General features: G+C 61.2%; 26 protein-coding genes and 1 pseudogene. 15 read left to right on the plus strand and 12 right to left on the minus strand.

Annotated features, from left to right (window positions below):
* The first annotated feature begins 1 nt into the window (after window position 1).
* Window positions 2-1,444: a metalloprotease TldD gene (gene tldD, locus AAEQ75_RS12835; RefSeq protein ID WP_343349176.1), complete on the plus strand. Its 1,443-nt coding sequence runs from the start codon at window positions 2-4 to the stop codon at window positions 1,442-1,444.
* Window positions 1,445-1,456: 12 nt separating this feature from the next.
* On the opposite strand, the gene yjgA is transcribed toward tldD, so the two are convergent.
* Entirely contained in the window at window positions 1,457-1,975 is a 519-nt protein-coding gene (gene yjgA / locus AAEQ75_RS12840; protein ID WP_343349178.1) for a ribosome biogenesis factor YjgA, read from the minus strand.
* A gap of 129 nt (window positions 1,976-2,104) precedes the next feature.
* Between yjgA and pmbA the strand changes: the two genes are divergently transcribed.
* Window positions 2,105-3,451, plus strand: coding sequence for a metalloprotease PmbA (pmbA, locus tag AAEQ75_RS12845; protein ID WP_343349180.1), 1,347 nt, complete (start codon window positions 2,105-2,107; stop codon window positions 3,449-3,451).
* 57 nt (window positions 3,452-3,508) lie between these two features.
* On the opposite strand, the gene AAEQ75_RS12850 is transcribed toward pmbA, so the two are convergent.
* The 10 genes from AAEQ75_RS12850 to AAEQ75_RS12895 form a co-directional block, all read right to left on the minus strand.
* Entirely contained in the window at window positions 3,509-3,781 is a 273-nt protein-coding gene (locus tag AAEQ75_RS12850; RefSeq protein ID WP_013714096.1) for an HPr family phosphocarrier protein, read from the minus strand.
* Window positions 3,782-3,795: 14 nt separating this feature from the next.
* A complete protein-coding gene (gene rapZ, locus AAEQ75_RS12855) occupies window positions 3,796-4,653 on the minus strand; it encodes an RNase adapter RapZ (protein ID WP_143506206.1) in 858 nt (285 codons plus the stop codon).
* Window positions 4,654-4,655: 2 nt separating this feature from the next.
* Complete coding sequence (gene ptsN / locus AAEQ75_RS12860) at window positions 4,656-5,120, minus strand: PTS IIA-like nitrogen regulatory protein PtsN (RefSeq protein WP_343349183.1); 465 nt, start codon at window positions 5,118-5,120, stop codon at window positions 4,656-4,658.
* A 12-nt stretch (window positions 5,121-5,132) separates the two neighbouring features.
* Window positions 5,133-5,441 carry a ribosome hibernation-promoting factor, HPF/YfiA family gene (hpf, locus tag AAEQ75_RS12865; RefSeq protein WP_003459233.1) on the minus strand — a complete coding sequence of 103 codons (309 nt, stop codon included), beginning with the start codon at window positions 5,439-5,441 and terminating at the stop codon, window positions 5,133-5,135.
* Between the two features lie 93 nt (window positions 5,442-5,534).
* Window positions 5,535-7,028 carry an RNA polymerase factor sigma-54 gene (locus tag AAEQ75_RS12870; RefSeq protein ID WP_343349188.1) on the minus strand — a complete coding sequence of 498 codons (1,494 nt, stop codon included), beginning with the start codon at window positions 7,026-7,028 and terminating at the stop codon, window positions 5,535-5,537.
* A gap of 136 nt (window positions 7,029-7,164) precedes the next feature.
* Window positions 7,165-7,890 (minus strand): LPS export ABC transporter ATP-binding protein, encoded by a 726-nt coding sequence (gene lptB, locus AAEQ75_RS12875; RefSeq protein WP_256835543.1) that lies wholly within the window; start codon window positions 7,888-7,890, stop codon window positions 7,165-7,167.
* Complete coding sequence (lptA, locus tag AAEQ75_RS12880) at window positions 7,890-8,429, minus strand: lipopolysaccharide transport periplasmic protein LptA (RefSeq protein ID WP_021488070.1); 540 nt, start codon at window positions 8,427-8,429, stop codon at window positions 7,890-7,892. The genes lptB and lptA overlap by 1 nt, the downstream gene beginning before the upstream one ends.
* Window positions 8,416-8,982, minus strand: coding sequence for an LPS export ABC transporter periplasmic protein LptC (gene lptC / locus AAEQ75_RS12885; protein WP_099522488.1), 567 nt, complete (start codon window positions 8,980-8,982; stop codon window positions 8,416-8,418). Before lptC ends, lptA begins: the two co-directional genes overlap by 14 nt.
* Window positions 8,983-8,990: 8 nt before the next feature.
* Window positions 8,991-9,512 carry a KdsC family phosphatase gene (locus AAEQ75_RS12890; RefSeq protein ID WP_343349193.1) on the minus strand — a complete coding sequence of 174 codons (522 nt, stop codon included), beginning with the start codon at window positions 9,510-9,512 and terminating at the stop codon, window positions 8,991-8,993.
* On the minus strand, window positions 9,512-10,486 hold the full coding sequence (locus tag AAEQ75_RS12895; RefSeq protein WP_343349195.1) for a KpsF/GutQ family sugar-phosphate isomerase: 975 nt from the start codon (window positions 10,484-10,486) through the stop codon (window positions 9,512-9,514). Before AAEQ75_RS12895 ends, AAEQ75_RS12890 begins: the two co-directional genes overlap by 1 nt.
* A 243-nt stretch (window positions 10,487-10,729) precedes the next feature.
* Between AAEQ75_RS12895 and AAEQ75_RS12900 the strand changes: the two genes are divergently transcribed.
* The 11 genes and pseudogenes from AAEQ75_RS12900 (at window position 10,730) to AAEQ75_RS12950 (ending at window position 19,749) form a co-directional block, all read left to right on the plus strand.
* Window positions 10,730-11,539: an ABC transporter ATP-binding protein gene (locus AAEQ75_RS12900; protein ID WP_343349197.1), complete on the plus strand. Its 810-nt coding sequence runs from the start codon at window positions 10,730-10,732 to the stop codon at window positions 11,537-11,539.
* Window positions 11,539-12,336: a lipid asymmetry maintenance ABC transporter permease subunit MlaE gene (gene mlaE, locus AAEQ75_RS12905; protein WP_106732742.1), complete on the plus strand. Its 798-nt coding sequence runs from the start codon at window positions 11,539-11,541 to the stop codon at window positions 12,334-12,336. Before AAEQ75_RS12900 ends, mlaE begins: the two co-directional genes overlap by 1 nt.
* The gene (gene mlaD / locus AAEQ75_RS12910) at window positions 12,336-12,806 is read left to right on the plus strand and encodes an outer membrane lipid asymmetry maintenance protein MlaD (protein WP_343349200.1); all 471 of its coding nucleotides are present in this window, start codon (window positions 12,336-12,338) and stop codon (window positions 12,804-12,806) included. The genes mlaE and mlaD overlap by 1 nt, the downstream gene beginning before the upstream one ends.
* A gap of 14 nt (window positions 12,807-12,820) precedes the next feature.
* Window positions 12,821-13,453 carry an MlaC/ttg2D family ABC transporter substrate-binding protein gene (locus AAEQ75_RS12915; protein WP_125833737.1) on the plus strand — a complete coding sequence of 211 codons (633 nt, stop codon included), beginning with the start codon at window positions 12,821-12,823 and terminating at the stop codon, window positions 13,451-13,453.
* Window positions 13,450-13,758 (plus strand): STAS domain-containing protein, encoded by a 309-nt coding sequence (locus AAEQ75_RS12920; protein ID WP_343349203.1) that lies wholly within the window; start codon window positions 13,450-13,452, stop codon window positions 13,756-13,758. The genes AAEQ75_RS12915 and AAEQ75_RS12920 overlap by 4 nt, the downstream gene beginning before the upstream one ends.
* A 118-nt stretch (window positions 13,759-13,876) precedes the next feature.
* On the plus strand, window positions 13,877-14,116 hold the full coding sequence (locus tag AAEQ75_RS12925) for a BolA family protein (protein ID WP_003459267.1): 240 nt from the start codon (window positions 13,877-13,879) through the stop codon (window positions 14,114-14,116).
* Between the two features lie 22 nt (window positions 14,117-14,138).
* The gene (gene murA / locus AAEQ75_RS12930; RefSeq protein WP_106732748.1) at window positions 14,139-15,404 is read left to right on the plus strand and encodes a UDP-N-acetylglucosamine 1-carboxyvinyltransferase; all 1,266 of its coding nucleotides are present in this window, start codon (window positions 14,139-14,141) and stop codon (window positions 15,402-15,404) included.
* Window positions 15,405-15,580: 176 nt separating this feature from the next.
* A complete protein-coding gene (hisG, locus tag AAEQ75_RS12935; protein WP_143506213.1) occupies window positions 15,581-16,216 on the plus strand; it encodes an ATP phosphoribosyltransferase in 636 nt (211 codons plus the stop codon).
* 209 nt (window positions 16,217-16,425) lie between these two features.
* Entirely contained in the window at window positions 16,426-17,736 is a 1,311-nt protein-coding gene (gene hisD, locus AAEQ75_RS12940) for a histidinol dehydrogenase (protein ID WP_343349208.1), read from the plus strand.
* An 81-nt stretch (window positions 17,737-17,817) separates the two neighbouring features.
* Entirely contained in the window at window positions 17,818-18,870 is a 1,053-nt protein-coding gene (gene hisC / locus AAEQ75_RS12945; protein WP_343349210.1) for a histidinol-phosphate transaminase, read from the plus strand.
* Between the two features lie 129 nt (window positions 18,871-18,999).
* Window positions 19,000-19,749, plus strand: a pseudogene (locus AAEQ75_RS12950) (IS5 family transposase).
* 91 nt (window positions 19,750-19,840) lie between these two features.
* Here AAEQ75_RS12950 and recN read toward each other — a convergent pair.
* Window positions 19,841-21,517 carry a DNA repair protein RecN gene (gene recN, locus AAEQ75_RS12955; RefSeq protein ID WP_343349212.1) on the minus strand — a complete coding sequence of 559 codons (1,677 nt, stop codon included), beginning with the start codon at window positions 21,515-21,517 and terminating at the stop codon, window positions 19,841-19,843.
* A 158-nt stretch (window positions 21,518-21,675) separates the two neighbouring features.
* On the opposite strand from recN, the gene grpE reads away from it, so the two are divergent.
* Both grpE and dnaK read left to right on the plus strand, forming a co-directional pair.
* Complete coding sequence (gene grpE, locus AAEQ75_RS12960) at window positions 21,676-22,245, plus strand: nucleotide exchange factor GrpE (RefSeq protein ID WP_256832978.1); 570 nt, start codon at window positions 21,676-21,678, stop codon at window positions 22,243-22,245.
* A gap of 99 nt (window positions 22,246-22,344) precedes the next feature.
* Complete coding sequence (dnaK, locus tag AAEQ75_RS12965; RefSeq protein ID WP_106735378.1) at window positions 22,345-24,261, plus strand: molecular chaperone DnaK; 1,917 nt, start codon at window positions 22,345-22,347, stop codon at window positions 24,259-24,261.
* The last annotated feature ends 58 nt before the right edge of the window (window positions 24,262-24,319 follow it).

Consider the following 24,319-nt stretch of genomic DNA (forward strand, 5'->3'; position numbering starts at 1 on the left):
CATGAATACGATGTTGCAATCCGTCAGCGAGCACCTGCTGGCGCCTGGGAACCTGACTTTCAACAGCCTCAGCAGCGTGCTGGGCGACGTCGCAGGGCCTGGCATCGATGCCGCCGATCTGTACTTTCAAAGCCAGGTCTCGGAAACCTGGGGGCTGGAGGATGGCATCGTCAAGGAAGGCAGTTTCAACCTCGATCAGGGGGTTGGGGTGCGTGCCCAGTCCGGTGAGAAAACCGGCTTCGCCTACAGCAATGCCATCAGCCTCGATGCGCTGACGCAAGCCGCCCAGGCCGCACGTTCGATCTCGCGCGCCGGCCAGCAGGGCCGCGTGCAGGCTTTCGTCAGCCCGCAAGTGACCCAGTTGTATGCCGAGGGCAACCCGTTGGACGTCATGGGCCGGGCCGAGAAGGTCGAACTGCTGCAACGCATCGACCGCGCCACGCGTGCTCTGGATCCGCGTATCAAACAGGTGACCGTGAGCCTGGCTGGAGTCTGGGATCGTATTCTGGTGGCGGCACATGACGGCAGCCTAAGCGCCGATATCCGCCCGTTGGTGCGTTTCAACGTCAGCGTCATCGTCGAGCAGAACGGTCGTCGCGAGCGCGGCGGGCATGGAGGTGGCGGACGCACCGACTACCGCTATTTCCTCGATGAGGATCGCGCCATGGGTTACGCCCGCGAGGCGCTGCGCCAGGCGCTGGTCAACCTGGAGGCTATCGCTGCGCCTGCCGGCAGCATGCCGGTGGTGATGGGCGCGGGCTGGTCCGGCGTCCTGTTGCATGAAGCGGTCGGTCATGGTCTGGAAGGCGACTTCAACCGTAAAGGCAGCTCGGCCTACAGCGGCCAGGTCGGCCAAAAGGTCGCCTCCAGCCTGTGCACCATCGTCGACGACGGCACCCTGGCTGGGCGTCGCGGTTCACTTAGCGTCGATGACGAAGGCACGCCAACCCAATGCACCACGTTGATCGAGAACGGCGTGCTCAAGGGTTACATGCAGGACAAGCTCAACGCGCGCCTGATGGGCGTGGCCGCCACCGGCAACGGTCGTCGCGAGTCATACGCGCACCTGCCGATGCCACGCATGACCAACACCTACATGCTGGCCGGTGAGAGCGACCCGGAGGAGATCATCCGTTCGGTGAAGAAGGGTATCTACTGCGCCAATCTGGGTGGCGGCCAGGTCGATATCACCAGCGGCAAGTTCGTGTTCTCCACCAGCGAGGCCTACCTGATCGAGGACGGCAAGATCACCGCGCCGGTCAAGGGCGCCACTCTGATTGGCAATGGTCCGGAGGCGATGAGCCGCGTGTCCATGGTCGGCAATGATCTGGCGCTGGACAGCGGCGTCGGTACTTGCGGCAAGGATGGTCAGTCGGTGCCGGTGGGCGTCGGGCAGCCGACGCTGAAGATCGACGCGATCACCGTAGGCGGCACCGGTGCCTGATGCGATGCAGGCTCAACGCAAGCCGCGGTGGGTTTCATCGAGCTCGCGGATGTACTTGAACACCTTGCGCGCCGCAGCCGGCGGCTTGTTGCGCGCGGCTTCGTGCTGCGCGTGACGAACCAGGCCGCGCAGGTGCTGGACGTCAGCGTCCGGATAGAGCTCGACGAAGCTCTCCAGCGCGCTGTCGCCCTCGGCGATCAGGCGGTCGCGCCAGCGTTCGAGAGCGTGGAAACGCTCGTTGTACTCGCGGGTGGAGCTGTCCACCTGGTCGAGCATGGCAACGATTGCGTCGACATCCTGTTCACGCATCAGCTTGCCGATGAACTGGATGTGGCGTTTGCGCGCGGCATTGGCGGTATGTTTCGGCGCTTCGGCGAGCGCGCGGCGTAAGGCATCGGTCAGCGGCATCTTGGCCAGCAGATCCGCCTTGAGCGTGGTCAGTCGCTCGCCAAGGTCCTGCAGGGCATGCAGTTCGCGTTTGACCTGGGATTTGCTCTTCTCCAGGGAGAAGTCGTCGTAGGAATCAGACATGGGGTGGGTCCAGAGGGAAACGCCGCCATGATAGCAGTAACCGTGACTGCCGGCCCGTGGGCGGGGAGTCGAGAGCAGGCCTTGGGTTTCGCATAAAGAGTGCCTGCGCCAAGAGAATCGGGAGTGGTTATGAGTGAAGTAGAACGTATCGGGCCGCAGGCCTTGCCAGTGCTGCAAGAGCAGGTCGAGGCCATTCTCGCCGAAGCCAGGCGCCAGGGCGCGAGTGCCTGCGAGGTGGCGGTTTCGGCTGGTCAAGGGCTTTCTACCACGGTGCGTCAGGGCGAGGTGGAGACCGTCGAGTTCAATCGCGACCAGGGTTTTGGCATCACCCTGTACGTAGGCCAGCGCAAGGGCTCGGCCAGCACCTCGGCCACCGGTATCGAGGCCATTCGTGAGACTGTGGCAGCGGCCCTGGCGATTGCCAAACATACCAGCGAGGACGAGTGCTCCGGCCTGGCCGATGCCGCGCTGATGGCGCGCGAGCTGCCCGAGCTGGATCTCTATCATCCCTGGTCGATCACTCCAGAGCAGGCGGTGGAGCAGGCACTGACCTGTGAGGCCGCGGCTTTTGCGGCAGACAAACGAATCAAGAATGCTGACGGTACCAGCCTCAATACCCACCAGGGCTGTCGTGTGTATGGCAACAGCCACGGTTTCGTCGGCGGTTACGCCAGCACCCGTCATAGCCTCAGCTGCGTGATGATCGCCGAGGGCGATGGGCAGATGCAGCGCGACTACTGGTACGACGTCAATCGTCAGGGTGAACTGCTGGCCGATGCCAAAGGCATCGGCCAGCGCGCCGCCGAGCGCGCGGTCAGCCGTCTTGGTGCGCGCCCGGTACCGACTTGCGAAGTACCGGTGCTTTTCGCCGCCGAGCTGGCTGGTTGTCTGTTCAGCCACCTATTGGCGGCAATCTCGGGTGGCAACCTGTATCGCCAGTCCTCCTTCCTCGAAGGTGCCCTCGGCCAGCGCTTGTTCCCCGAGTGGCTGAGCCTCGACGAGCGCCCGCATCTGCCGCGCGCACTGGGCAGTGCCACCTTCGATGGTGACGGCCTGGCCACCTACGCCAAACCGTTCGTGGAAAAGGGCGAGCTGGTGTCCTACGTGCTCGGCACCTATTCCGGGCGCAAGCTGGGTTTGCCGAGTACCGCCAACTCCGGTGGCGTACACAACCTGTTCGTCACCCATGGCGATGAGGATCAGCAGGCGCTGATTCGCCGCATGGATCGTGGCTTACTGGTTACCGAGCTGATGGGCCAGGGGCTGAATCTGGTGACGGGCGATTACTCGCGGGGTGCGGCAGGCTTCTGGGTCGAGAATGGCGAAATCCAGTTCCCGGTTCAGGAAGTAACCATCGCCGGTAATCTGCGCGACATGTTCCGTCAGGTCGTTGCAGTCGGTCGTGACCTTGAGCGTCGCGGCAATATCTGCACTGGCTCGGTGCTGATCGAGAAAATGACTGTCGCCGGCAGTTGAGTTGGCAGAAACGACAAGGCCACCTGCGGGTGGCCTTGTCGTTTTTGTCAGGAGGGGTTACTCGCCTTCGTCGAAGTAGTTCTCTATCAGGCCTACCAGGGCGGCCATCGCTTCTTCGTCCTGCTCGCCCTCGGTCAGCAGGTGCACGTTGGAGCCCTTGCCGGCCGCCAGCATCATGACTGCCATGATGCTCTTACCGTCCACCAGACTTTCGGTGCTGCGACCGATGCGCACCTGGCAGGGGTAAGTGCTCGCCACGCCGACGAACTTCGCAGCGGCGCGGGCATGTAGACCAAGCTTGTTGATGATGGTGATTTCACGTGCGGGCATCGCGGCATGGCTCCTTAGCTGAGGTCGCGGTGACGCACCTGGACATTCTTCAGCGAATCTTTGAGCGCCTGGCTCAGGCGATTGGCCAGATACACAGAGCGGTGGTGACCACCGGTGCAACCGATGGCGATTGTGACGTAGGCGCGGTTGCTGGCGGCGAAGCGCGGTAGCCATTTTTCCAGATAGGCGAGGATATCCTGATACATTTCCTCGACCTCCGGCTGCGCAGCCAGGTAGTCGATCACAGGTTGATCCAGGCCGGAGTAGTCGCGCAGTTCAGGCTTCCAGTAAGGATTGGGCAGGCAGCGTGCATCGAACACCAGATCGGCGTCGACCGGCATGCCACGCTTGAAGCCGAAGGACTCGACGAGAAAGGCGGTGCCCGTTTGCGTCTGGCCCAGCAGGCGCAGTTTGAGCGTGTCGCGCAACTGATAAAGGTTCAGTCGAGTCGTGTCGATCTTCAGATCGGCACGATCAGTGATCGGCGCCAGCAGCAGACTTTCGTACGCAATGGCTTCGGCCAGCGAGCGGTTATCGTTGGTCAGCGGATGGCGCCTGCGGGTTTCCGAAAAACGCTTGAGCAGCGTCTCGTCCTCGGCGTCGAGGTAAAGCACATCGCAGCGGATATTACGTTTGCGCACTTCTTCGAGCAGCTCCGGGAAACGCTTGAGCTGACTCAGCAGGTTACGTGCATCGATGGAAACGGCCACTTGCGGCAGCAGCATGTCGCTGTGCGGCAGGAAGCGCTCGGCGAGGTCCGGTAGCAGACCGGCCGGCAAGTTGTCGATGCAATAGAAACCGTTGTCCTCAAGTACATCGAGGGCGGTGCTCTTGCCCGAGCCCGAGCGACCGCTGACGATGATCAGGCGCATGATTATTGACCGTTCTGAATGTCCACGACGACCTGAAAGAGATCTTCGCCGCTGTTGGCCTGGCGCAGACGTTCACGTACTTCCTGGCGATCGAGCATGCTGGCGATCTGGCGCAACAGTTCGAGGTGCGCATCGGTTGCCGCTTCCGGCACCAGAAGTACGAACAGCAGATCGACCGGCACGCCGTCGATGGCGTCGAAGTCGACTGCCGTCTCCAGGTGCAGGACTGCACTGATCGGGGCACTGCAGCCAGCCAGGCGGCAGTGGGGAATGGCAATGCCGTTGCCGAAGCCGGTAGAGCCAAGCTTCTCGCGGGCGATGAGGCTTTCGAAGATGTCCTGGGCATCCAGGTCGGGCAGGTCGCGTGCAACCAGGTTGGCGATCTGTTCGAGCACGCGTTTTTTGCTGCCGCCCGGCACGTTCACCAGGGAACGGCCGGGGGTCAGGATATTTTCAAGTCGGATCATGGATAGGGAATGTCAGCGGGCTGTGGCACCTTGCAGGCGTTCGAGCTGCTTTTCCTTGTGCTTGATGAGTTGACGGTCGAGTTTATCGGCCAACAGGTCGATGGCAGCGTACATGTCCTGATGTTCGGCGTTGGCGACGACTTCGCCGCCGGCGATGTGCAGGGTGGCTTCGATCTTCTGCTTGAGTTTTTCGACCTCCATGGTCACCTGTACGTTGGTGATCTTGTCGAAGTGGCGTTCCAGTCGGCCCAGTTTCTCGCCGATATAGTCACGCAGGGCGTCGGTCACATCCAGCTGATGTCCACTGATGTTGACTTGCATACCGCTATCTCCTTGTTGCCTTGTGTAAGAGACGGAATCCATGAGAATCCGCCACCGGAACACGTTGGCTTGGAGGCAGGTCGCCTCCTTGGCCTACATCAGTCGCTTGCGTTCGCTGGAGGGCGCTATACCGAGGGATTCACGGTATTTGGCAACCGTCCTGCGGGCGACTTGGATGCCTTGTGCCTCCAGTAAACCAGCGATCTTGCTGTCACTCAACGGCTTTTTCGCGTTTTCTGCTGCGACCAGTTTTTTGATGATCGCGCGGATCGCGGTGGACGAGCATTCGCCGCCTTCGGAGGTGCTGACGTGGCTGGAGAAGAAATATTTCAGCTCGTAAATACCACGCGGGGTGTGCATGAATTTCTGCGTGGTAACACGTGAAATGGTCGACTCGTGCATGCCTACTGCCTCGGCGATGTCGTGCAATACCAGAGGCTTCATCGCTTCATCACCGTAGTCGAGGAAGCCACGCTGGTGCTCGACGATCTGGGTGGCTACCTTCATCAGCGTTTCGTTACGGCTTTGCAGGCTCTTGATGAACCAGCGGGCCTCTTGCAACTGGTTGCGCATGAAAGTGTTATCGGCACTGGAGTCGGCGCGTTTGACGAAGCCGGCATACTGCGGGTTGACGCGCAGACGCGGCATCGCCTCCTGGTTCAGCTCCACCAGCCAACGCTCATTGTGCTTGCGCACGATTACATCGGGCACGACGTATTCTGGCTCGCTGGATTCGATCTGCGAACCTGGACGCGGATTCAGACGCTGGATCAGGTCGATGACCTGGCGCAGTTCGTCTTCCTTGAGTTTGGTGCGCCGCATCAGTTGGGCGTAATCGCGGCTGCCGAGCAGTTCCAGGTAATCACCGACCACGCGCTGGGTTTCGTTCAGCCAGGGGGTGTTGGCGGGCAGCTGACGCAGTTGCAGTAGCAGACACTCGCGCAGATCACGGGCGCCGATACCCGCGGGTTCGAACTGCTGGATGCGGTGCAGCACCACTTCCACTTCGTCCAGTTCGATATCCAGCTCGGGGTCGAAGGATTCGGTCACTTCCTCGAGGGTTTCCTCGAGATAGCCGTCGTTGTTGATGCAGTCGATCAGGGTGGCCGCGATCAGGCGATCCTTGTCCGACATGGGCGCCAGGTTCAGTTGCCAGAGCAGGTGGCTGTGCAGGCTCTCGCCGCTGGACGTGCGGGTGGTGAAGTCCCACTCGTCATCATCGTTGCTGGGCAGGCTGCTGGCGCTGGTTTGGTAGATGTCTTCCCAGGCTGTGTCGACTGGCAGCTCATTGGGAATACGCTCGCCCCAGTCGCCTTCTTCCAGGTTATCCACCGTGGGGGTGGTTTCCTGGTAGCTCTCTTCCTTGCTCGGGGTCGGGGTGGCGCTCTCGGCGCCATCAGCCATTGGATCGCTGTTGTCGAAGTCGTCGCCTTCTTCCTGGCGCTCGAGCATGGGATTGGACTCCAGCGCCTCCTGAATTTCCTGTTGCAGGTCCAGGGTGGACAGTTGGAGGAGGCGGATAGCCTGTTGCAGCTGCGGGGTCATCGTCAGCTGCTGGCCCATCTTGAGGACTAGCGATGGTTTCATTGCAGACCTTAATTTACTGGCGAGTTACGCCTTCCACATCAGGGCGCCGAAGCGCCGCCAGGAAGCAAATTATATGCCTGATGTTGTCGATTTTGCCTAGGGGTTGCCATATTTCTGTCGTGAAATATCCGCAGGCCTACAGGCGGAACTCGTGCCCCAGGTAAACCTCTTTCACCGTCTGGTTGGCAAGGATGGTCTCGGCGTCACCTTCAGCGATTAGTTGTCCATCGTTGACGATGTAGGCGGTTTCGCAGATATCCAGGGTTTCGCGCACGTTGTGATCGGTGATCAGAATGCCGATGCCCTTGGTCTTGAGGTGATGGATGATCTGTTTGATGTCGCCAACCGAGATCGGGTCGACACCGGCAAAAGGTTCGTCGAGCAGAATGAACTTGGGGTTGGTCGCCAGGGCTCTGGCAATCTCTACGCGGCGTCGCTCACCGCCGGACAGGCTCATGCCGAGGCTGTCGGCGATATGGTGAATATGGAACTCCTGCAGCAGGTTTTCCAGCTCCGCCTGGCGGCCGGTGCGGTCCAGGTCCTTGCGCGTTTCCAGGATGGCCATGATGTTGTCGGCCACCGACAGCTTGCGGAAGATCGACGCTTCCTGCGGCAGGTAGCCGATGCCCGCGCGGGCGCGGCCGTGCATAGGCTGATGGCTGACGTCGAGGTCGTCGATCAGCACGCGGCCTTGGTCGGCGCGTACCAGGCCGACGATCATGTAGAAACAGGTGGTCTTGCCGGCACCATTGGGGCCGAGCAGGCCAACGATCTGACCGCTTTCGATGCTTAGGCTGACGTCACGCACGACCTGGCGGCTCTTGTAACTTTTCGCCAGGTGTTGGGCTTTGAGAATGGCCATTACTGCTGCTGATCCGCGGGTTTGTTCTTCGGTTGGATGACCATGTCGATACGCGGGCGCGGCGTGCTGACGTTGCCGCCTGTTGCGCGGCCGGCGTTGACGATCTGGCGGCGGGTGTCGTAGACGATCTTCTCGCCTTCGAAGGTATTGCCTTCCTGAATCACCTTGGCCTGGTCGATCAGTACGATGCGCTCATTGCTGGCGAAGTACTGGATGGTCTTGCCGTAGGCCTTGACGATGTCCTTGTCCACAGCCGGCTTCTGCTCGTAGTAGGCCAGATTGCCGACCGATGTGAAGACGTCGATGTCGCCACTGGCGGTCTGGGTGATGGTAACAGTGTCGCCCGTGATCTTCAGGGTGCCCTGAGTGATGATCACATCGCCGCGGTAGACGGCTACACCTTGTCGATCATCCAGTTCTGCGCTGTCGGCCTGGATGCGAATCGGTTGATCGCGATCCGATGGCAGTGCCCAGGCAGCCGCGCTTCCCAATGCGGCGCCGAGGCTGAGAATCAGGGGGAGGGTATTAACGAACCTCATGCTGGCCTCTTACGTTGGACTGCAGGAGCATCCTGCCGTCATTCAAGTACGCTTTCATTCCTTGTGCCGTGGTTACCCCGTTGGCCGCGACGATTCTAACGGCTTGCTCGGTCTGCGCATATTCCTTGTCAGGAATAACGGTCATGCGGCTGCTGGTGATGATGGTTGGACGGTTCTTGGCGTCGGTGCGGGCGATGCGCACGTCGTCGATCAGTTCTACCTCGACGCCGCCGGGCGAGACTTCGGCACGCTGGCTGGTGACTTCCCAGGGCAACTCGGTGCCGCGATATAGCTTCAGCTTGGGGGTATCGACCAGGGTAATGTCGGTGCTTTTGATGTGTTCGAGCTTGTCCGCGGTCATGCGGTAGTGCAGTTTGCCGTCATCCTGGAACTGCACGGTACGCGCGCCTACCGCATAGAAGTCGACTACGTTGTCATCGCTGGCCTGCTGGGTCAGGCGCGCGCTGTCCGGGGCAAGGTTCCAGTAACCGAGTGCGGCCACGACGACTGCAATCAGAGCAAAGATCAGGGTATTGAGGATTTTACGCGGCATGCTGTTCTCTACAGGTAGGCGGCTTGGGCCGCATCCAGTGTGCCTTGGGCACGCATGATCAGTTCGCAGAATTCCCGCGCCGCACCATCACCGCCACGCGCCTGGGTTACGCCGTGGGCATGCTGGCGGACGAAGCTGTCGGCGCTGGCCACGGCCATGCCCAATCCGACACGACGAATCACCGGAAGGTCCGGCAGGTCGTCACCGAGATAGGCGACCTGTTCATAGCTTAGGCCGAGTTCGGCGAGCAGGCCGTCGAGTACCACGAGTTTGTCTTCACGACCTTGGAACAGGTGCTGGATACCCAGGTTGTTGGCGCGGCGCTCCACCACAGGTGTCTTGCGGCCGCTGATGATGGCCGTGCGCACGCCCGAGTTGATCAGCATCTTGATGCCGTGGCCGTCGAGTGTGTTGAAGGTCTTGAACTCGCTGCCGTCTTCGAGAAAGTACAGGCGGCCGTCGGTCAATACGCCATCGACGTCGAAGATCGCCAGTTTCACGGCGCGTGCGCGTTGCAGTAGTTTGTTCATCACATCACCCCCGCGCGCAGTAGATCGCCGAGGTTGAACGCGCCGATCGGGCGATCATCACTATCGACTACCACCAGGGCGCTGATCTTGTTGTCTTCCATGATCTTCAGGGCTTCGGCGGCGAGCATCTCGGCGCGAATGGTCTTGCCATGCGGCGTCATCACGTCGTCGATCCGGGCATCGCGTACATCGATGCCCTTGTCCAGTGCGCGGCGCAGGTCGCCATCGGTGAAGATCCCGGCCAGGTGGCCATCAGCCTCCAGGACCGTGGTCATACCCAGGCCCTTCTGGGTCATTTCCAGCAGGGCGTCACGCAGGCTGGTGCCGCGTGTGACTTGAGGCAGGCTCTCGCCGCTGTGCATCACGTTCTCTACCTTGAGCAGCAGGCGCCTGCCAAGGGCGCCGCCCGGATGGGAGAAGGCGAAGTCTTCGGCGGTGAAGCCGCGCGCTTCGAGCAGGGCGATAGCCAGGGCGTCGCCCAGTACCAGGCTGGCAGTGGTCGAGGAAGTGGGTGCCAGGTTCAGCGGGCAGGCTTCCTGCGAGACGCGTGCATCCAGATTGACCTCGGCGGCCTTGGCCAGCGGCGACTCAGGGTTACCGGTCATGCTGATCAGGCGGATACCGAGGCGCTTGATCAGTGGCAGCAGGGTAACGATCTCGGCGGTCGAGCCAGAGTTCGACAGTGCCAGAACGATGTCGTCCTTGGTGATCATGCCCATGTCGCCATGGCTGGCTTCTGCCGGGTGGACAAAGAACGACGTGGTACCGGTGCTGGCCAGAGTTGCAGCGATCTTGTTGCCGATATGCCCGGACTTGCCCATGCCAACCACGACCACGCGGCCCTTGCAGCTGAGAATCAGCTCGCAGGCCTTGATGAAGTCGGCATTGATACGGGGCAATAGCTCCTGCACCGCTTCAATTTCGAGGCGGATGGTGCGCTGCGCGGAATCAATCAGGTCGCGGGTCTGGTTCATTGAGTAAGGCTGTCGGGCGAAAAAAGACGGGGATTATAAACGGAAAAGCTTCCCGCGCTCACCCTCGGTGCAACGAGCCAACGTCGAAACTGTCGCAAGTCTGAACGACGCTTTGGGGCGCTATTGGGCGGCATGTTCGGCAAATGCTATAGTTCGCGGCCATTTTGGCCCTCTCTGGATGGTGCGTGTCTTCGCTTCTGGAGGCGGCGTCTGCCAGGAAGGCCTTATTTTCAAGGAGTTCAGATGAGCGCCGAGCACGAGTACGCGATCGAGTTGCAGGGCGTCAGCTTTCAGCGTGGCGCGCGATCGATTTTCGACAAGGTCGATATCCGCATTCCGCGCGGCAAGGTCACCGGCATCATGGGCCCCTCCGGCTGCGGCAAGACCACGCTGCTGCGCCTGATCGCTGCCGAACTGCGTCCTTCTGCAGGCGATGTGCGCGTCGACGGCGTCAGCCTGCCGAAGCTCTCGCGCGACGAACTGTTCGATATGCGCAAGCAGATGGGCGTCCTGTTCCAGAGCGGCGCGCTGTTCACCGATCTCGATGTGTTCGAGAACGTGGCGTTCCCTCTGCGCGTACACACCAAGCTTTCTGAAGAAATGATCCGCGACATCGTCCTGATGAAACTGCAGGCCGTCGGCTTGCGCGGGGCGCTGGATCTGATGCCGGACGAGCTGTCTGGCGGCATGAAGCGCCGTGTCGCGCTGGCCCGAGCCATTGCGCTCGATCCGCAGATTCTGCTGTATGACGAGCCGTTTGTCGGTCAGGACCCCATCGCCATGGGTGTTCTGGTGCGCCTGATCCGCCTGCTCAACGATGCACTGGGGATCACCAGCGTGGTGGTGTCTCACGACCTTGCAGAAACGGCCAGCATCGCCGACTACATCTATGTCGTCGGTGATGCTCAGGTGTTGGGGCAGGGCACTCCGGCCGAGTTGATGGAGTCGGATAATCCACGTATTCGCCAGTTCATGAAGGGCATTCCGGATGGGCCGGTGCCGTTTCATTTTCCAGCGCCGGACTACCGCGAAGATCTGTTGGGGAGAGGTTGATGCGCAGAAATTCACCGCTCGAACGGCTGCGGCTGTTCGGTCGTGCGGGTATCGATGTGGTCGCGACACTGGGGCGTTCGGTGCTGTTTCTGGTCAGCGCTCTGTTCGGTCGCAGCCGTGCCGGCAAGCCTTTGCAGCTGTTGATCAAGCAACTGTTCGCGGTTGGCGTGATGTCGCTGGCGATCATCGTCGTGTCCGGCATCTTCATCGGCATGGTGTTGGCCCTGCAGGGCTACAACATTCTGGTCAGCTATGGCTCCGAACAGGCTGTTGGGCAGATGGTCGCCCTGACCCTGCTGCGTGAACTTGGCCCGGTGGTGACCGCGTTGCTGTTCGCCGGTCGCGCCGGCTCGGCGCTGACTGCCGAGATCGGCAACATGAAGTCCACCGAGCAGCTCTCCAGCCTGGAGATGATTGGCGTCGACCCGCTCAAGTACATCGTCGCGCCGCGGCTGTGGGCCGGCTTCATTTCCATGCCGCTGCTGGCGATGATCTTCTGCGTGGTCGGCATCTGGGGTGCGGCCATGGTCGCCGTGGATTGGCTGGGCGTTTACGAGGGCTCGTTCTGGTCGAACATGCAGAACAGTGTTTCTTTTTATGACGACGTGCTCAACGGCGTGATCAAGAGCATCGTCTTCGCCTTCGTGGTGACCTGGATCGCCGTGTTCCAGGGCTACGACTGTGAACCCACTTCCGAAGGCATCAGCCGTGCGACCACGCGCACCGTGGTGTACGCCTCGCTGGCCGTGCTTGGGCTGGATTTCATTCTGACCGCTTTGATGTTTGGAGATTTCTGATGCAAAACCGCACGCTGGAGATTGGTGTCGGCCTGTTCCTCATGGCCGGTGTGCTGGCCCTGCTGTTGCTGGCCCTGCGCGTCAGCGGCCTGAGCGTCGGCAGTGCTGGCGATACCTACAAGGTCTACGCCTATTTCGACAACATCGCCGGGCTGACCGTGCGCGCCAAGGTCACCATGGCCGGCGTGAGCATCGGCAAGGTCACTGCGATCGATCTGGATCGTGACAGCTACATGGGCCGGGTGACCCTGGAGCTCGATGGTGGCGTCAATAACCTGCCTGAGGATTCCACTGCGTCGATCCTGACTGCGGGGCTACTCGGTGAGAAATACATCGGCATCAGCGTTGGTGGTGACGAGGAGGTGCTCAAGGACGGCGGCACCATTCACGACACGCAGTCCTCGCTGGTGCTGGAAGACCTGATTGGCAAATTCCTGCTCAATTCGGTCAATAAAGATGAAGCCAATTGATGAGGGCTCCTGACATGTTCAAAACCGTGCGTAATTCCCTGCTGGTGTTGCTGGCTACCATGCCGCTGCTGGCCACCGCTGCGCCAAGCGCCCATGAAGTGGTGCAGCAAACCACCGAAACCCTGCTGGCGGACCTCAAGGCCAACAAGGAGCAGTACCGCAGCAACCCCAATGCTTTCTACGACTCGCTCAACGAGATTCTCGGCCCGGTGGTGGATGTCGATGGCATCGCCCGTGGCGTGATGACCGTGCGCTACTCGCGCCAGGCCTCGCCTGAGCAGATGAGCCGCTTTCAGGAGAACTTCAAGCGCAGCCTGATGCAGTTCTATGGCAATGCCTTGCTCGAGTACAACAATCAGGACATTCGCGTGCTGCCGGCCAGCGGCAGGGCCGAAGGCGAGCGCACGTCGGTCGGCATGGAGATTCGTGACGGCAAGGGCGCGGTTTATCCGCTGTCCTACACCATGGTGTCGATGGATGGCGGCTGGAAGTTGCGTAACGTGGTGATCAACGGCATCAACGTCGGCAAGTTGTTCCGCGATCAGTTCGCTCAGTCGATGCAGAACAACCGCAACGATCTCGACAAGGTCATCGACACCTGGGCCGATACTGTGGCCAGGGCTCGTCAGGCTCGGGGCGAGTCGTGAGCCAGGCGACAATCAGCGAGCGCGCCGCTGGGCAATTGCAGCTCAGTGGCGTGCTCGATTACAGCACCGGCCCGCTGCTGCGTGAGCAGGGCGCGCGCCTGATCGCCGCAAGCAGTGCGACATGTCTGGCACTGGACTGCAGCGCAGTGGAAAAGTCCAGCAGCGTCGGTCTGGCGCTGTTGCTGGCGTTCATGCGTGATGCACGTAAGGCAGGGCGTGAGTTGACAATCAGTGCGCTGCCCGACGACATGCGAGAGATCGCTCAGGTCAGCGGCCTGCTGGAGTTGCTACCGCTGCAAGCGTGAAGTGCTTCCCGTCGTTCCGTCAGCGCCGTTGCTGGCGGGGTTCGCAGGCGGGAGGCTTTTTTGTATGATGGCCGACCCGCGGGCGCTGGTAGCCCGAATGCGTCAGTCGAGGTCGAGCATGCAGGCTGCAGAAGTAAAAAGCCTCCTAGAGGAAAAACTCCCGAATACCCAGGTGGAAGTCGAAGGCGAAGGCTGCAACTTCCAGCTCAACCTGATCAGCGACGAACTGGCCGCACTCAGCCCGGTCAAGCGTCAGCAGCAGATCTATGCCCACCTCAATGCCTGGATCGCTGATGGCAGCATCCACGCCGTGACCATGAAATTCTTCAGCCAGGCCGATTGGGCCGCGCGTTCCTGAGCCTGCGGGCGACGAGATTCCTATGGATAAACTGATCATTACCGGCGGCGCTCGCCTCGATGGCGAAATCCGCATTTCCGGTGCGAAAAACTCTGCTCTGCCGATTCTGGCGGCCACCCTGCTGGGCGACGCCCCCGTCACCATCTGCAACCTGCCGCACCTGCACGACATCACCACCATGATCGAGCTGTTCGGCCGCATGGGCATCGAGCCGGTGATCGACGAAAAACTGGCGGTGGAAGTTGATGCGCGTGCGATCAAAACCCTGGTCGCGCCTTACGAGCTGGTAAAAACCATGCGCGCCTCGATTCTGGTGCTTGGCCCCATGGTCGCCCGCTTCGGTGAGGCCGAGGTGGCGCTGCCCGGTGGTTGCGCGATCGGTTCGCGTCCGGTCGATCTGCACATCCGTGGCCTCGAGGCCATGGGCGCGATCATCGATGTCGAAGGTGGCTACATCAAGGCCAAGGCCCCGGAAGGTGGCTTGCGCGGGGCGCACTTCTTCTTCGACGTGGTCAGCGTGACCGGTACCGAGAACATCATGATGGCCGCGACCCTGGCCAAGGGCCGCAGCGTGCTGGAAAACGCCGCGCGTGAGCCTGAGGTGGTCGACCTGGCCAACTGCCTGATTGCCATGGGCGCGAAGATCCAGGGCGCCGGCACCGATACCATCATCATCGACGGCGTCGAGCGCCTGCACGGTGCGCGTTTCAACGTCATGCCCGACCGTATCGAAACCGGCACCTACCTGGTCGCCGCCGCCGTTACCGGTGGTCGGGTCAAGGTCAAGGATGCCGATCCTTCGACGCTGGAAGCCGTACTTGCCAAGCTGCAGGAAGCGGGCGCCGAAATCACCACCGGCCCGGACTGGATCGAGCTGGACATGAAGGGCAAGCGCCCGAAAGCCGTCAACCTGCGCACCGCTCCCTATCCGGCGTTCCCCACCGACATGCAGGCGCAGTTTATCGCCCTGAACGCGGTGGCCGAAGGCACTGGCACCATCATCGAAACCGTGTTCGAAAACCGCTTCATGCACGTCTACGAGATGTTGCGCATGGGCGCCAATATCCTGGTCGAAGGCAATACTGCCGTGGTTACCGGGGTCGACAAGCTCAAGGGCGCGCCTGTTATGGCCACCGACCTGCGCGCCTCGGCGAGTCTGGTACTGGCCGCGCTGGTGGCTGACGGCGATACGCTGATCGACCGCATTTATCACATCGACCGTGGTTACGAGTGCATCGAAGAGAAGTTGCAACTGCTCGGCGCCAAGATCCGCCGCGTTCCGGGTTGATGGCGATCTGCTGCGCGTCGGTCCTGCTGCGTTAAAAACAGGCTCGGAATGCTCATTTACAACTTGTAAACTCCGCTTCCTCGCCTGTTTTTGCCTTGCATGACTCTAGCTCGCGAGATCGCAGATAGTGTGGCCACCCCTCTCGGGAGGCCGCTTCCGCTCAAGGAAACCGTTTCATGTTGACCATCGCCCTGTCCAAAGGCCGCATTCTCGATGACACCCTGCCGTTGCTGGCTGCAGCGGGCATCGAGCCGACCGAGAACCCGGACAAGAGCCGCAAGCTGATCATCCCGACCACTCAGGATGACGTGCGCCTGCTGATCGTGCGTGCCACCGATGTGCCGACCTATGTCGAGCACGGTGCCGCTGATCTGGGTGTCGCCGGCAAGGATGTACTGATGGAGTACGGCGGCCAGGGCATCTACGAGCCGCTGGATCTGCAGATCGCCAAGTGCAAGCTGATGACGGCTGGCAAGGTCGGTGCGCCGGAGCCGAAAGGCCGCCTGCGCGTGGCCACCAAGTTCGTCAACGTCGCCAAGCGCTACTACGCCGAGCAGGGCCGTCAGGTCGACATCATCAAGCTGTACGGCTCGATGGAACTGGCGCCGCTGGTGGGCCTGGCCGACAAGATCATCGACGTGGTCGACACCGGCAACACCCTGCGTGCCAACGGCCTGGAACCGCAGGAACTGATTGCTACCATCAGCTCGCGGCTGATCGTCAACAAGGCCTCGATGAAGATGCAGCACGCGCGCATCCAGGCTCTGATCGATACCCTGCGTGGCGCCATCGAGGCGCGACATCCGCACTGATCTCTTTCGAGTAAGCGCTGAAGCAGTCGTCATTCCCGCGAAGGCGGGAACCCAGAACATGCAGCACCTGGGCTCCCGCCTTCGCGGGAGTGACTGTTCAGAGTTTTCTCCAGCCTATCCGTGTCATAGCCATTTTTCTTGGGTGCCCGCACGGTGGGCTTGCTACATTACGGGCGCCCGAGAACACGCCATTTAATGAGGCTTTCGCTATGACCGCACCCGTTGCCATCCGCCGACTCAACGCTGCCGACACGGACTTCGCGCGTCATCTGGATCATCTGCTGTCCTGGGAAAGTGTCTCCGACGATGGCGTCAACCAGCGCGTGCTGGAAATCATCCAGGCCGTGCGTGAGCGCGGCGATGCCGCCCTGGTCGAATACACCCAGCGTTTCGATGGTCTGCAGGTCGCCTCCATGGCCGACCTGATCCTGCCGCGCGAGCGCCTGGAACTGGCCCTGACCCGTATCAGCGCCGAGCAGCGCCAGGCGCTGGAAGTGGCCGCCGAGCGGGTGCGCAGCTACCACGAGAAGCAGAAGCAGGACTCTTGGCGCTACACCGAAGCCGACGGCACGGTGTTGGGGCAGAAGGTCACCCCGCTGGATCGCGCCGGCCTGTACGTGCCGGGCGGCAAGGCGTCCTACCCGTCCTCGGTGCTGATGAACGCCATTCCGGCCAAGGTCGCCGGCGTGCCGGAAGTGGTAATGGTGGTGCCGACCCCGCGCGGTGAGATCAACGAGATCGTTCTCGCTGCTGCCGCCATCGCCGGCGTCGATCGTGTGTTCACCATCGGTGGCGCCCAGGCTGTGGCCGCGTTGGCCTACGGCACCGAGAGCGTGCCGCCGGTGGACAAGATCGTCGGTCCGGGCAACATCTATGTGGCCACCGCCAAGCGCCATGTGTTCGGCAAGGTGGGCATCGACATGATCGCCGGTCCGTCGGAGATCCTCGTGGTCTGCGATGGTCAGACTGACCCGGACTGGATCGCCATGGATCTGTTCTCCCAGGCTGAGCACGATGAGGACGCCCAGTCGATTCTGGTCAGCCCGGATGCCGCCTTCCTCGACCGCGTCGCTGAAAGCATCGCCAAGCTGCTGCCGACCATGGAGCGGGCCGAGATCATCCGTACCTCGCTGGAGGGGCGCGGCGCCTTGATCCAGGTGGCGGACATGGCGCAGGCTATCGAGGTGACCAACCGTATCGCGCCCGAACACCTGGAGCTGTCGGTCGCCGACCCGGAAGCCTGGCTGCCCGAGATTCGCCACGCAGGTGCGATCTTCATGGGCCGCTACACGGCAGAAGCCCTGGGCGACTACGTGGCAGGCCCGAATCACGTGCTGCCAACATCGGGCACCGCGCGTTTTTCCTCGCCGCTGGGTGTGTACGACTTTCAGAAGCGCTCGTCGATCATCTTCTGCTCGCCGGATGGCGCGTCGGAGCTTGGCAAGAGCGCCTCGGTGCTGGCCCGTGGCGAGTCGCTGACCGCGCATGCGCGCAGCGCCGAGTACCGAATCAAGCCTTAAGGGCCACGTAGGGTGGACAACGCTTCGCTTGTCCACCGCTATGCATACGACAACTCAAGCATTTCGAGGAGAGAAGGGCGGATGAGCAAATTCTGGAGCCCCTTCGTCAAAGACCTGGTGCCCTATGTGCCAGGTGAGCAGCCCAAGCTAAGCAAGCTGGTCAAGCTCAATACCAACGAAAACCCTTATGGTCCGTCGCCCAAGGCCATTGCGGCGATGCAGGCTGAGGTCAACGACAACTTGCGTTTGTACCCGGACCCCAACAGCGACCGCCTGAAGCAGGCGGTCGCTGACTACTACGGCGTACAGACCAGCCAGGTGTTCGTCGGCAACGGTTCTGACGAGGTGCTGGCGCATGCGTTCCATGGCCTGTTCCAGCATGACGCGCCTTTGCTGTTCCCGGATATCAGTTACAGCTTCTATCCGGTTTACTGCGGCCTGTACGGTATCGAGCAGCAGCAGGTGCCGCTGGACGAGCAGTTCCAGATCCGCGTGGAGGATTACGCCAGGCCGAACGCTGGCATCATCTTCCCCAACCCCAATGCTCCGACGGGTTGCCTGCTGCCGCTCGACGCCATCGAGCGCCTGCTGCAAGGCAGCCCGGATTCGGTAGTGCTGGTTGATGAGGCATATATCGACTTCGGTGGGCAGACGGCCATCGCCCTGGTCGACAAGTACCCGAATCTGCTGGTCACCCAGACCCTGTCCAAGTCGCGCTCGCTAGCTGGGCTGCGCGTCGGCATCGCGGTTGGCCACCCGGATCTGATCGAAGCGCTGGAGCGAATCAAGAACAGCTTCAACTCCTACCCGCTTGATCGAGCGGCCATCGCCGGTGCAGCCGCAGCGTTCGAGGACCGTGATTATTTCGAGAAAATCTGCCAGCAGGTGATCGAGAGTCGTGAGGCGGTGGTTGCGGGCCTGCAGGGGCTGGGCTTCGAGGTACTGCCTTCGGCAGCGAACTTCGTCTTCGCCCGTCATCCGGGCAAGGATGCAGCGACTTTGGCCGCGGGCCTGCGTGAGCAGGGCGTGATCGTGCGTCACTTCAAGCAGCAGCGCATCGCCCAGTTCCTGCGTATCACCATCGGTACGCCGGGGCAGAACCAGGCACTGCTGGATGCGCTGCGCGGGCTGTAAACGGTCCTGATCAGACATGAAAAAGCCGGCTAACGCCTAGGGTGTGTTGCCGTTTCGCGCTAAGCGCTTGATCTATAAGAGCAAACTCGTATCGTTGAAGCTCTGACCCGACATCGATACGAGCTTGCAATGCCCCGATTACTGCTCAGCGATGAGCATTGGTCGAAGCTGCGGGAAATTCTGTTGCACAAGGCCATCTACAACAAGCGTGATCTACGAATGACCGTGGAGGGCATGCTGTACCGCATGCGCACGGGATGCCCCTGGAGAGACCTGCCCAAGGCGTTTGGCAACTGGAATAAGGTCTACAAGCGCTTCAATGCATGGTCTGCTGCCGGCAAATGGCTCAAGGTCTTCAAGGTGCTGGTGGTGGAGCCCGACATGGAGTGGGTGTTCATTGATGGCAGCCATGCCAAGGCTCACCAGCACAGTGCAGGTGCTGCCAGCGCAAACGATGAAGCTATAGGGAAAAGCCGAGCCGGCAATACCAGCAAGATTCATCTGGCAGTGGACGCCCACGGCTTACCCATCGAGTTTGAAATCACGGGAGGCCAAATCAATGACTGTACTCAGGCACCCGGATTGATTTCCAAGCTCCCAGCGGCAGAAACCATCGTTGCGGATAAGGGCTATGACAGCGAGAGAATCCGAGAGCAGGTTGAGCGACAAGGGGCCAAGGCCGTGATCCCGAGGAAGCGTAACTCTGTGAAAGGCAACGCGGATCTGGACAGAGGTCTATACCGAAATCGCCACCTGGTAGAAAACGCCTTCGCCCGGCTGAAGCACTAGCGGGCGGTGGCCTCTCGATTCGACAAACTCAAGAGAAATTACGAGAGCGTGGTGGCCATGGCCTGTGCATTCCTATGGTTGCCCATGTGAAACGGCAACAGACCCTAGGGTCGCCTTTTTGCTTTGTCATGGTCCGGTTGTAATTGGGGGGCTTCCGGATTGCGTCCGCGCTAAGCGTGTCTCACGCCGCCTGGGCGCTGGTGACCATCTTGCGCGCATGAGCCAGGGATTCCTCGGTCAGGTCGACGCCACCGAGCATGCGGGCGATCTCTTCGACGCGGCCGCTTTCGTCCAGCTTGCTCACGGCGGTAGAGGTGGCATCTTCGCCGCGGCGTTTGTGCACGAACAGATGCTGGTGGCCCTGTGCGGCGACTTGCGGCAGGTGAGTGACGCAGAGCACCTGGCCACGTTCGCCGAGACGGCGTAACAACTGCCCGACCACTTCTGCGGTTGGGCCGCCGATACCGACGTCCACTTCGTCGAATACCAGGGTCGGCACGCGCGAGGTCTGTGCGGTGATCACCTGAATCGCCAGGCTGATGCGTGACAGTTCACCGCCAGATGCCACCTTGGCCAGGCCGCGTAACGGCTGACCAGGGTTGGCGCTGACCAGAAATTCCACTGTCTCCAGGCCGCTTGCGTGTGGTTCTTCGCTGCTCATGGCCTGGAGTTGAATATTGAAGCGACCGCCGGGCATGCCCAGTGCCTGCATCTCCTGCTCTACGGCTGCGGCCAGGCGCTCGGCAGCATTGCTGCGCAGAGTGCTGAGCTCGGCTGCTTTCTCCAGGTAGTGGCGCTCATAAGCCGCCAGCTCCTCGGCCAGGCGTTCGCTGGCCTGATCGTCGGCATTCAGGCCTTCGATCTCATCGAACAATTGCTGCTGCAGGGCGGCCAGTTCGGCTGGTTGAATACGGTGCTTGCGGGCCAGGGTGTAGATGGTGTCCAGGCGTTCTTCGAGAAACTGCTGACGCTCTGGGTTGGCGTCGAAGTGATCGAGGAAGCGGTTCAGCTCGCCGACTGCTTCCTCTACCTGGATCTGCGCGCTGGCCAGCAAGTTGCTGGCTTCGTTCAAGGTGCCACCCTGACCGCCAAAGGCGCCCAGGCGGTTGAGGCTGGCGGTCAGCGCCGACAGCACGTTGCCGGCATCGCTTTCGCTACACAAATCGAGCACTTGGCGACAGGCCGCGAGCAGCGCTTCAGCATTGCTCAGCGCCTTGTGTTCCTGTTCCAGCTGTTCCAGCTCGTTGTCGCCCAGCGCCAGATTTTCCAGCTCTTCCAGTTGATAGCTTAGCAACTGGTGGCGGGCGCGCTGCTCGTCGCTCTGGCTGGAGATGCGCTCAAGTTCGTTGCGCGTCTGCTTCCAGCGCTGCGCGGCGAGTTGCACCTGGCGCGCGAGGTCCTGGCTGCCGGCGTATTCGTCGAGCAGGCGACGGTGGGTGTCGGTCTTGAGCAGCGACTGATGTTCGTGCTGGCTGTGGATATCGATGATCAGTTCGCCAAGGGCCTTGAGATCGGCCTGCGGGCAGGGGCTGCCATTGATATAGCCGCGCGAGCGGCCCTCGGCGGTGATCACCCGGCGCAGGATGCACGGGCCGTCGCTGTCCAGGTCGCGCTCGGCAAGCCAGGTGCGGGCTTCGGGAATGTCCGCCAGGTCAAAGCTGGCGAGAATGTCCGCCTTGTCACTGCCTGGGCGTACCACGCCGCTGTCGGCGCGATCGCCCAGGCACAGGCCGAGGGCGTCGAGCATGATCGACTTGCCGGCACCGGTCTCGCCGCTGATGGCGCTCATGCCGGCATCCAGCTCGAGATCCAGGTGGTCGACGATGGCGTAGTTGTGAATGGACAGGTGCACCAGCATGGCGAACGCTCCCGAATTGATGTCTGGTTATTTATACAGTGTTTTTTCTTTTCCTGGCAATCCTCGTCTATCGCCCCTTGAAAGCTGTGGAATTGACTCCATATAGGCGTCAGTAGCGCGAGCCGGTATCGCGCCAGTTTTTTCGAGAGGAGAAAGGCATGGCTGACGAACAGACCCTGGATACGCAGAATCCCGAAGCGCAGGCAGCGGATGCTGTGGCGCCGAGTGACGATCTGGCTGCTCGCGTGCAAACGCTGGAAGAGCAACTGGCCGCTGCGCAGGATCAGTCGCTGCGCATGGCTGCCGACCTACAAAACGTGCGTCGCCGCGCAGAGCAGGATGTGGAAAAGGCGCACAAGTTTGCGCTGGAAAAATTTGCCGGCGACCTGCTGCCGGTAATCGACAGCCTGGAGCGTGGCCTGGAGCTGTCCAGCCCTGACGATGTATCGATCAAGGCCGTACGTGAAGGTATGCAGCTGACCCTCAAGTTGTTCCACGACACGCTGGCTCGCTACAACCTGGAAGCCATCGACCCGCACGGTGCGCCGTTCAACCCGGAGCACCACCAGGCCATGGCCATGGAAGAGAGCATTCATGCCGAGCCTAATTCGGTGCTCAAGGTGTTCCAGAAGGGCTATCTGCTCAACGGTCGCCTGCTGCGCCCGGCCATGGTCGTGGTCAGCAAGGCACCAACCACGCCGCCGCCGAGTATCGACGAGCAGGCTTGAAATCAGCTGTAGCGACCCCATTTTTAAGTCAAGCGTTTTAGTGCTGCCGGCGCCTGAGAAACGAGGCGACGGAAAAATCAAAGTTTCGGGAGAACATTCATGGGCAAAATTATCGGTATCGACCTGGGGACCACCAACTCCTGCGTCTCCATTCTGGAAAACGGCAACGTCAAGGTAATCGAGAACGCCGAAGGCGCTCGTACCACGCCGTCCATCATTGCTTATGCCAATGACGGTGAAATTCTCGTCGGTCAGTCGGCCAAGCGTCAGGCTGTGACCAATCCGCACAACACCCTGTATGCGGTGAAGCGTCTGATCGGTCGTCGTTTCGATGAAGAAGTCGTGCAAAAAGACATTCAGATGGTGCCGTACAAGATCGCCAAGGCGGACAACGGTGACGCCTGGGTCGAAGTGAACGGCCAGAAAATGGCGCCGCCGCAAATCTCGGCTGAAATTCTCAAGAAGATGAAGAAGACTGCCGAAGACTATCTCGGCGAAGCAGTCACCGAGGCGGTGATCACCGTCCCGGCTTACTTCAACGACAGCCAGCGTCAGGCTACCAAGGATGCTGGTCGCATCGCTGGTCTGGACGTCAAGCGCATCATCAACGAGCCGACTGCGGCTGCGCTGGCGTACGGTATGGACAAGGCCAAGGGCGACCACACCGTGATCGTCTATGACCTGGGTGGCGGTACCTTCGACGTGTCGGTGATCGAGATCGCCGAAGTCGATGGCGAGCACCAGTTCGAAGTGTTGGCCACCAACGGCGACACCTTCCTCGGTGGTGAGGACTTCGACATTCGTCTGATCGATTACCTCGTCGACGAATTCAAGAAAGAAACCGGCATGAACCTCAAGGGTGACCCGCTGGCCATGCAGCGCCTGAAGGAGGCCGCAGAGAAGGCCAAGATCGAGCTGTCCTCGAGCCAGCAGACCGACGTCAACCTGCCGTATATCACTGCAGATGCCACCGGTCCGAAGCACCTGAACGTGAAGATCTCCCGCTCCAAGCTGGAGTCGCTGGTCGAGGATCTGGTGCAGCGCACCATCGAGCCTTGCCGTATCGCGCTGAAAGATGCTGGTGTCGACGTCGGCTCTATCAACGATGTGATTCTGGTCGGTGGTCAGACCCGTATGCCGCTGGTGCAGAAGTTGGTGACCGAGTTCTTCGGCAAGGAACCGCGCAAGGACGTCAACCCGGACGAAGCCGTTGCCATGGGCGCAGCCATTCAGGGCGCCGTTCTGGCTGGTGACGTCAAGGACGTTCTGCTGCTCGACGTGTCCCCGCTGACCCTGGGTATCGAAACCATGGGCGGCGTGATGACTGCGCTGATCGAGAAGAACACCACCATCCCGACCAAGAAGTCGCAGGTGTTCTCCACTGCCGATGACAACCAGAGCGCCGTGACCATTCACGTGCTGCAGGGTGAGCGCAAGCAGGCCGGCCAGAACAAGTCCCTGGGCAAGTTCGACCTGGCCGAGATTCCGCCGGCTCCGCGTGGCGTGCCGCAGATCGAAGTGACCTTCGATATCGACGCCAACGGCATCCTGCACGTGTCCGCCAAGGACAAGGCCACTGGCAAGCAGCAGTCCATCGTGATCAAGGCCAACTCCGGTCTGTCCGATGAGGAAATCGAGCGTATGGTGCGTGATGCCGAGGCCAACGCTGAGGAAGACCGTAAGTTCGAAGAACTGGCCACTGCGCGTAACCAGGGTGATCAGCTGGTGCACGCCACCCGCAAGATGCTCACCGAGGCGGGCGACAAGGCCACTGCCGACGAGAAGGCGGCCATCGAGAAGGCCATTGGCGAACTGGAAGTGGCTGTGAAAGGCGACGACAAGGAGGCCATCGAAGCCAAGATGAACGCCCTGTCCGAGGCCACCACGCCGCTGGCGCAGAAGATGTATGCCGAGCAGCCGCAGGGTGGTGCCGCCCAGGCTGACGCTGGCGACGCCAAGGATGCCGGTGACGACGTGGTCGACGCTGAGTTCGAAGAGGTCAAGGAGAACAAGTAAGGGATGCGGCCTGCTCGGCAGGCCGCCTCTTCTTTACGCTCCACCGTCGCTCGCGACG

It is taken from the genome of Pseudomonas sediminis, from assembly GCF_039555755.1.
GTDB classification, from domain to species: Bacteria; Pseudomonadota; Gammaproteobacteria; order Pseudomonadales; family Pseudomonadaceae; genus Aquipseudomonas; species Aquipseudomonas mendocina_D.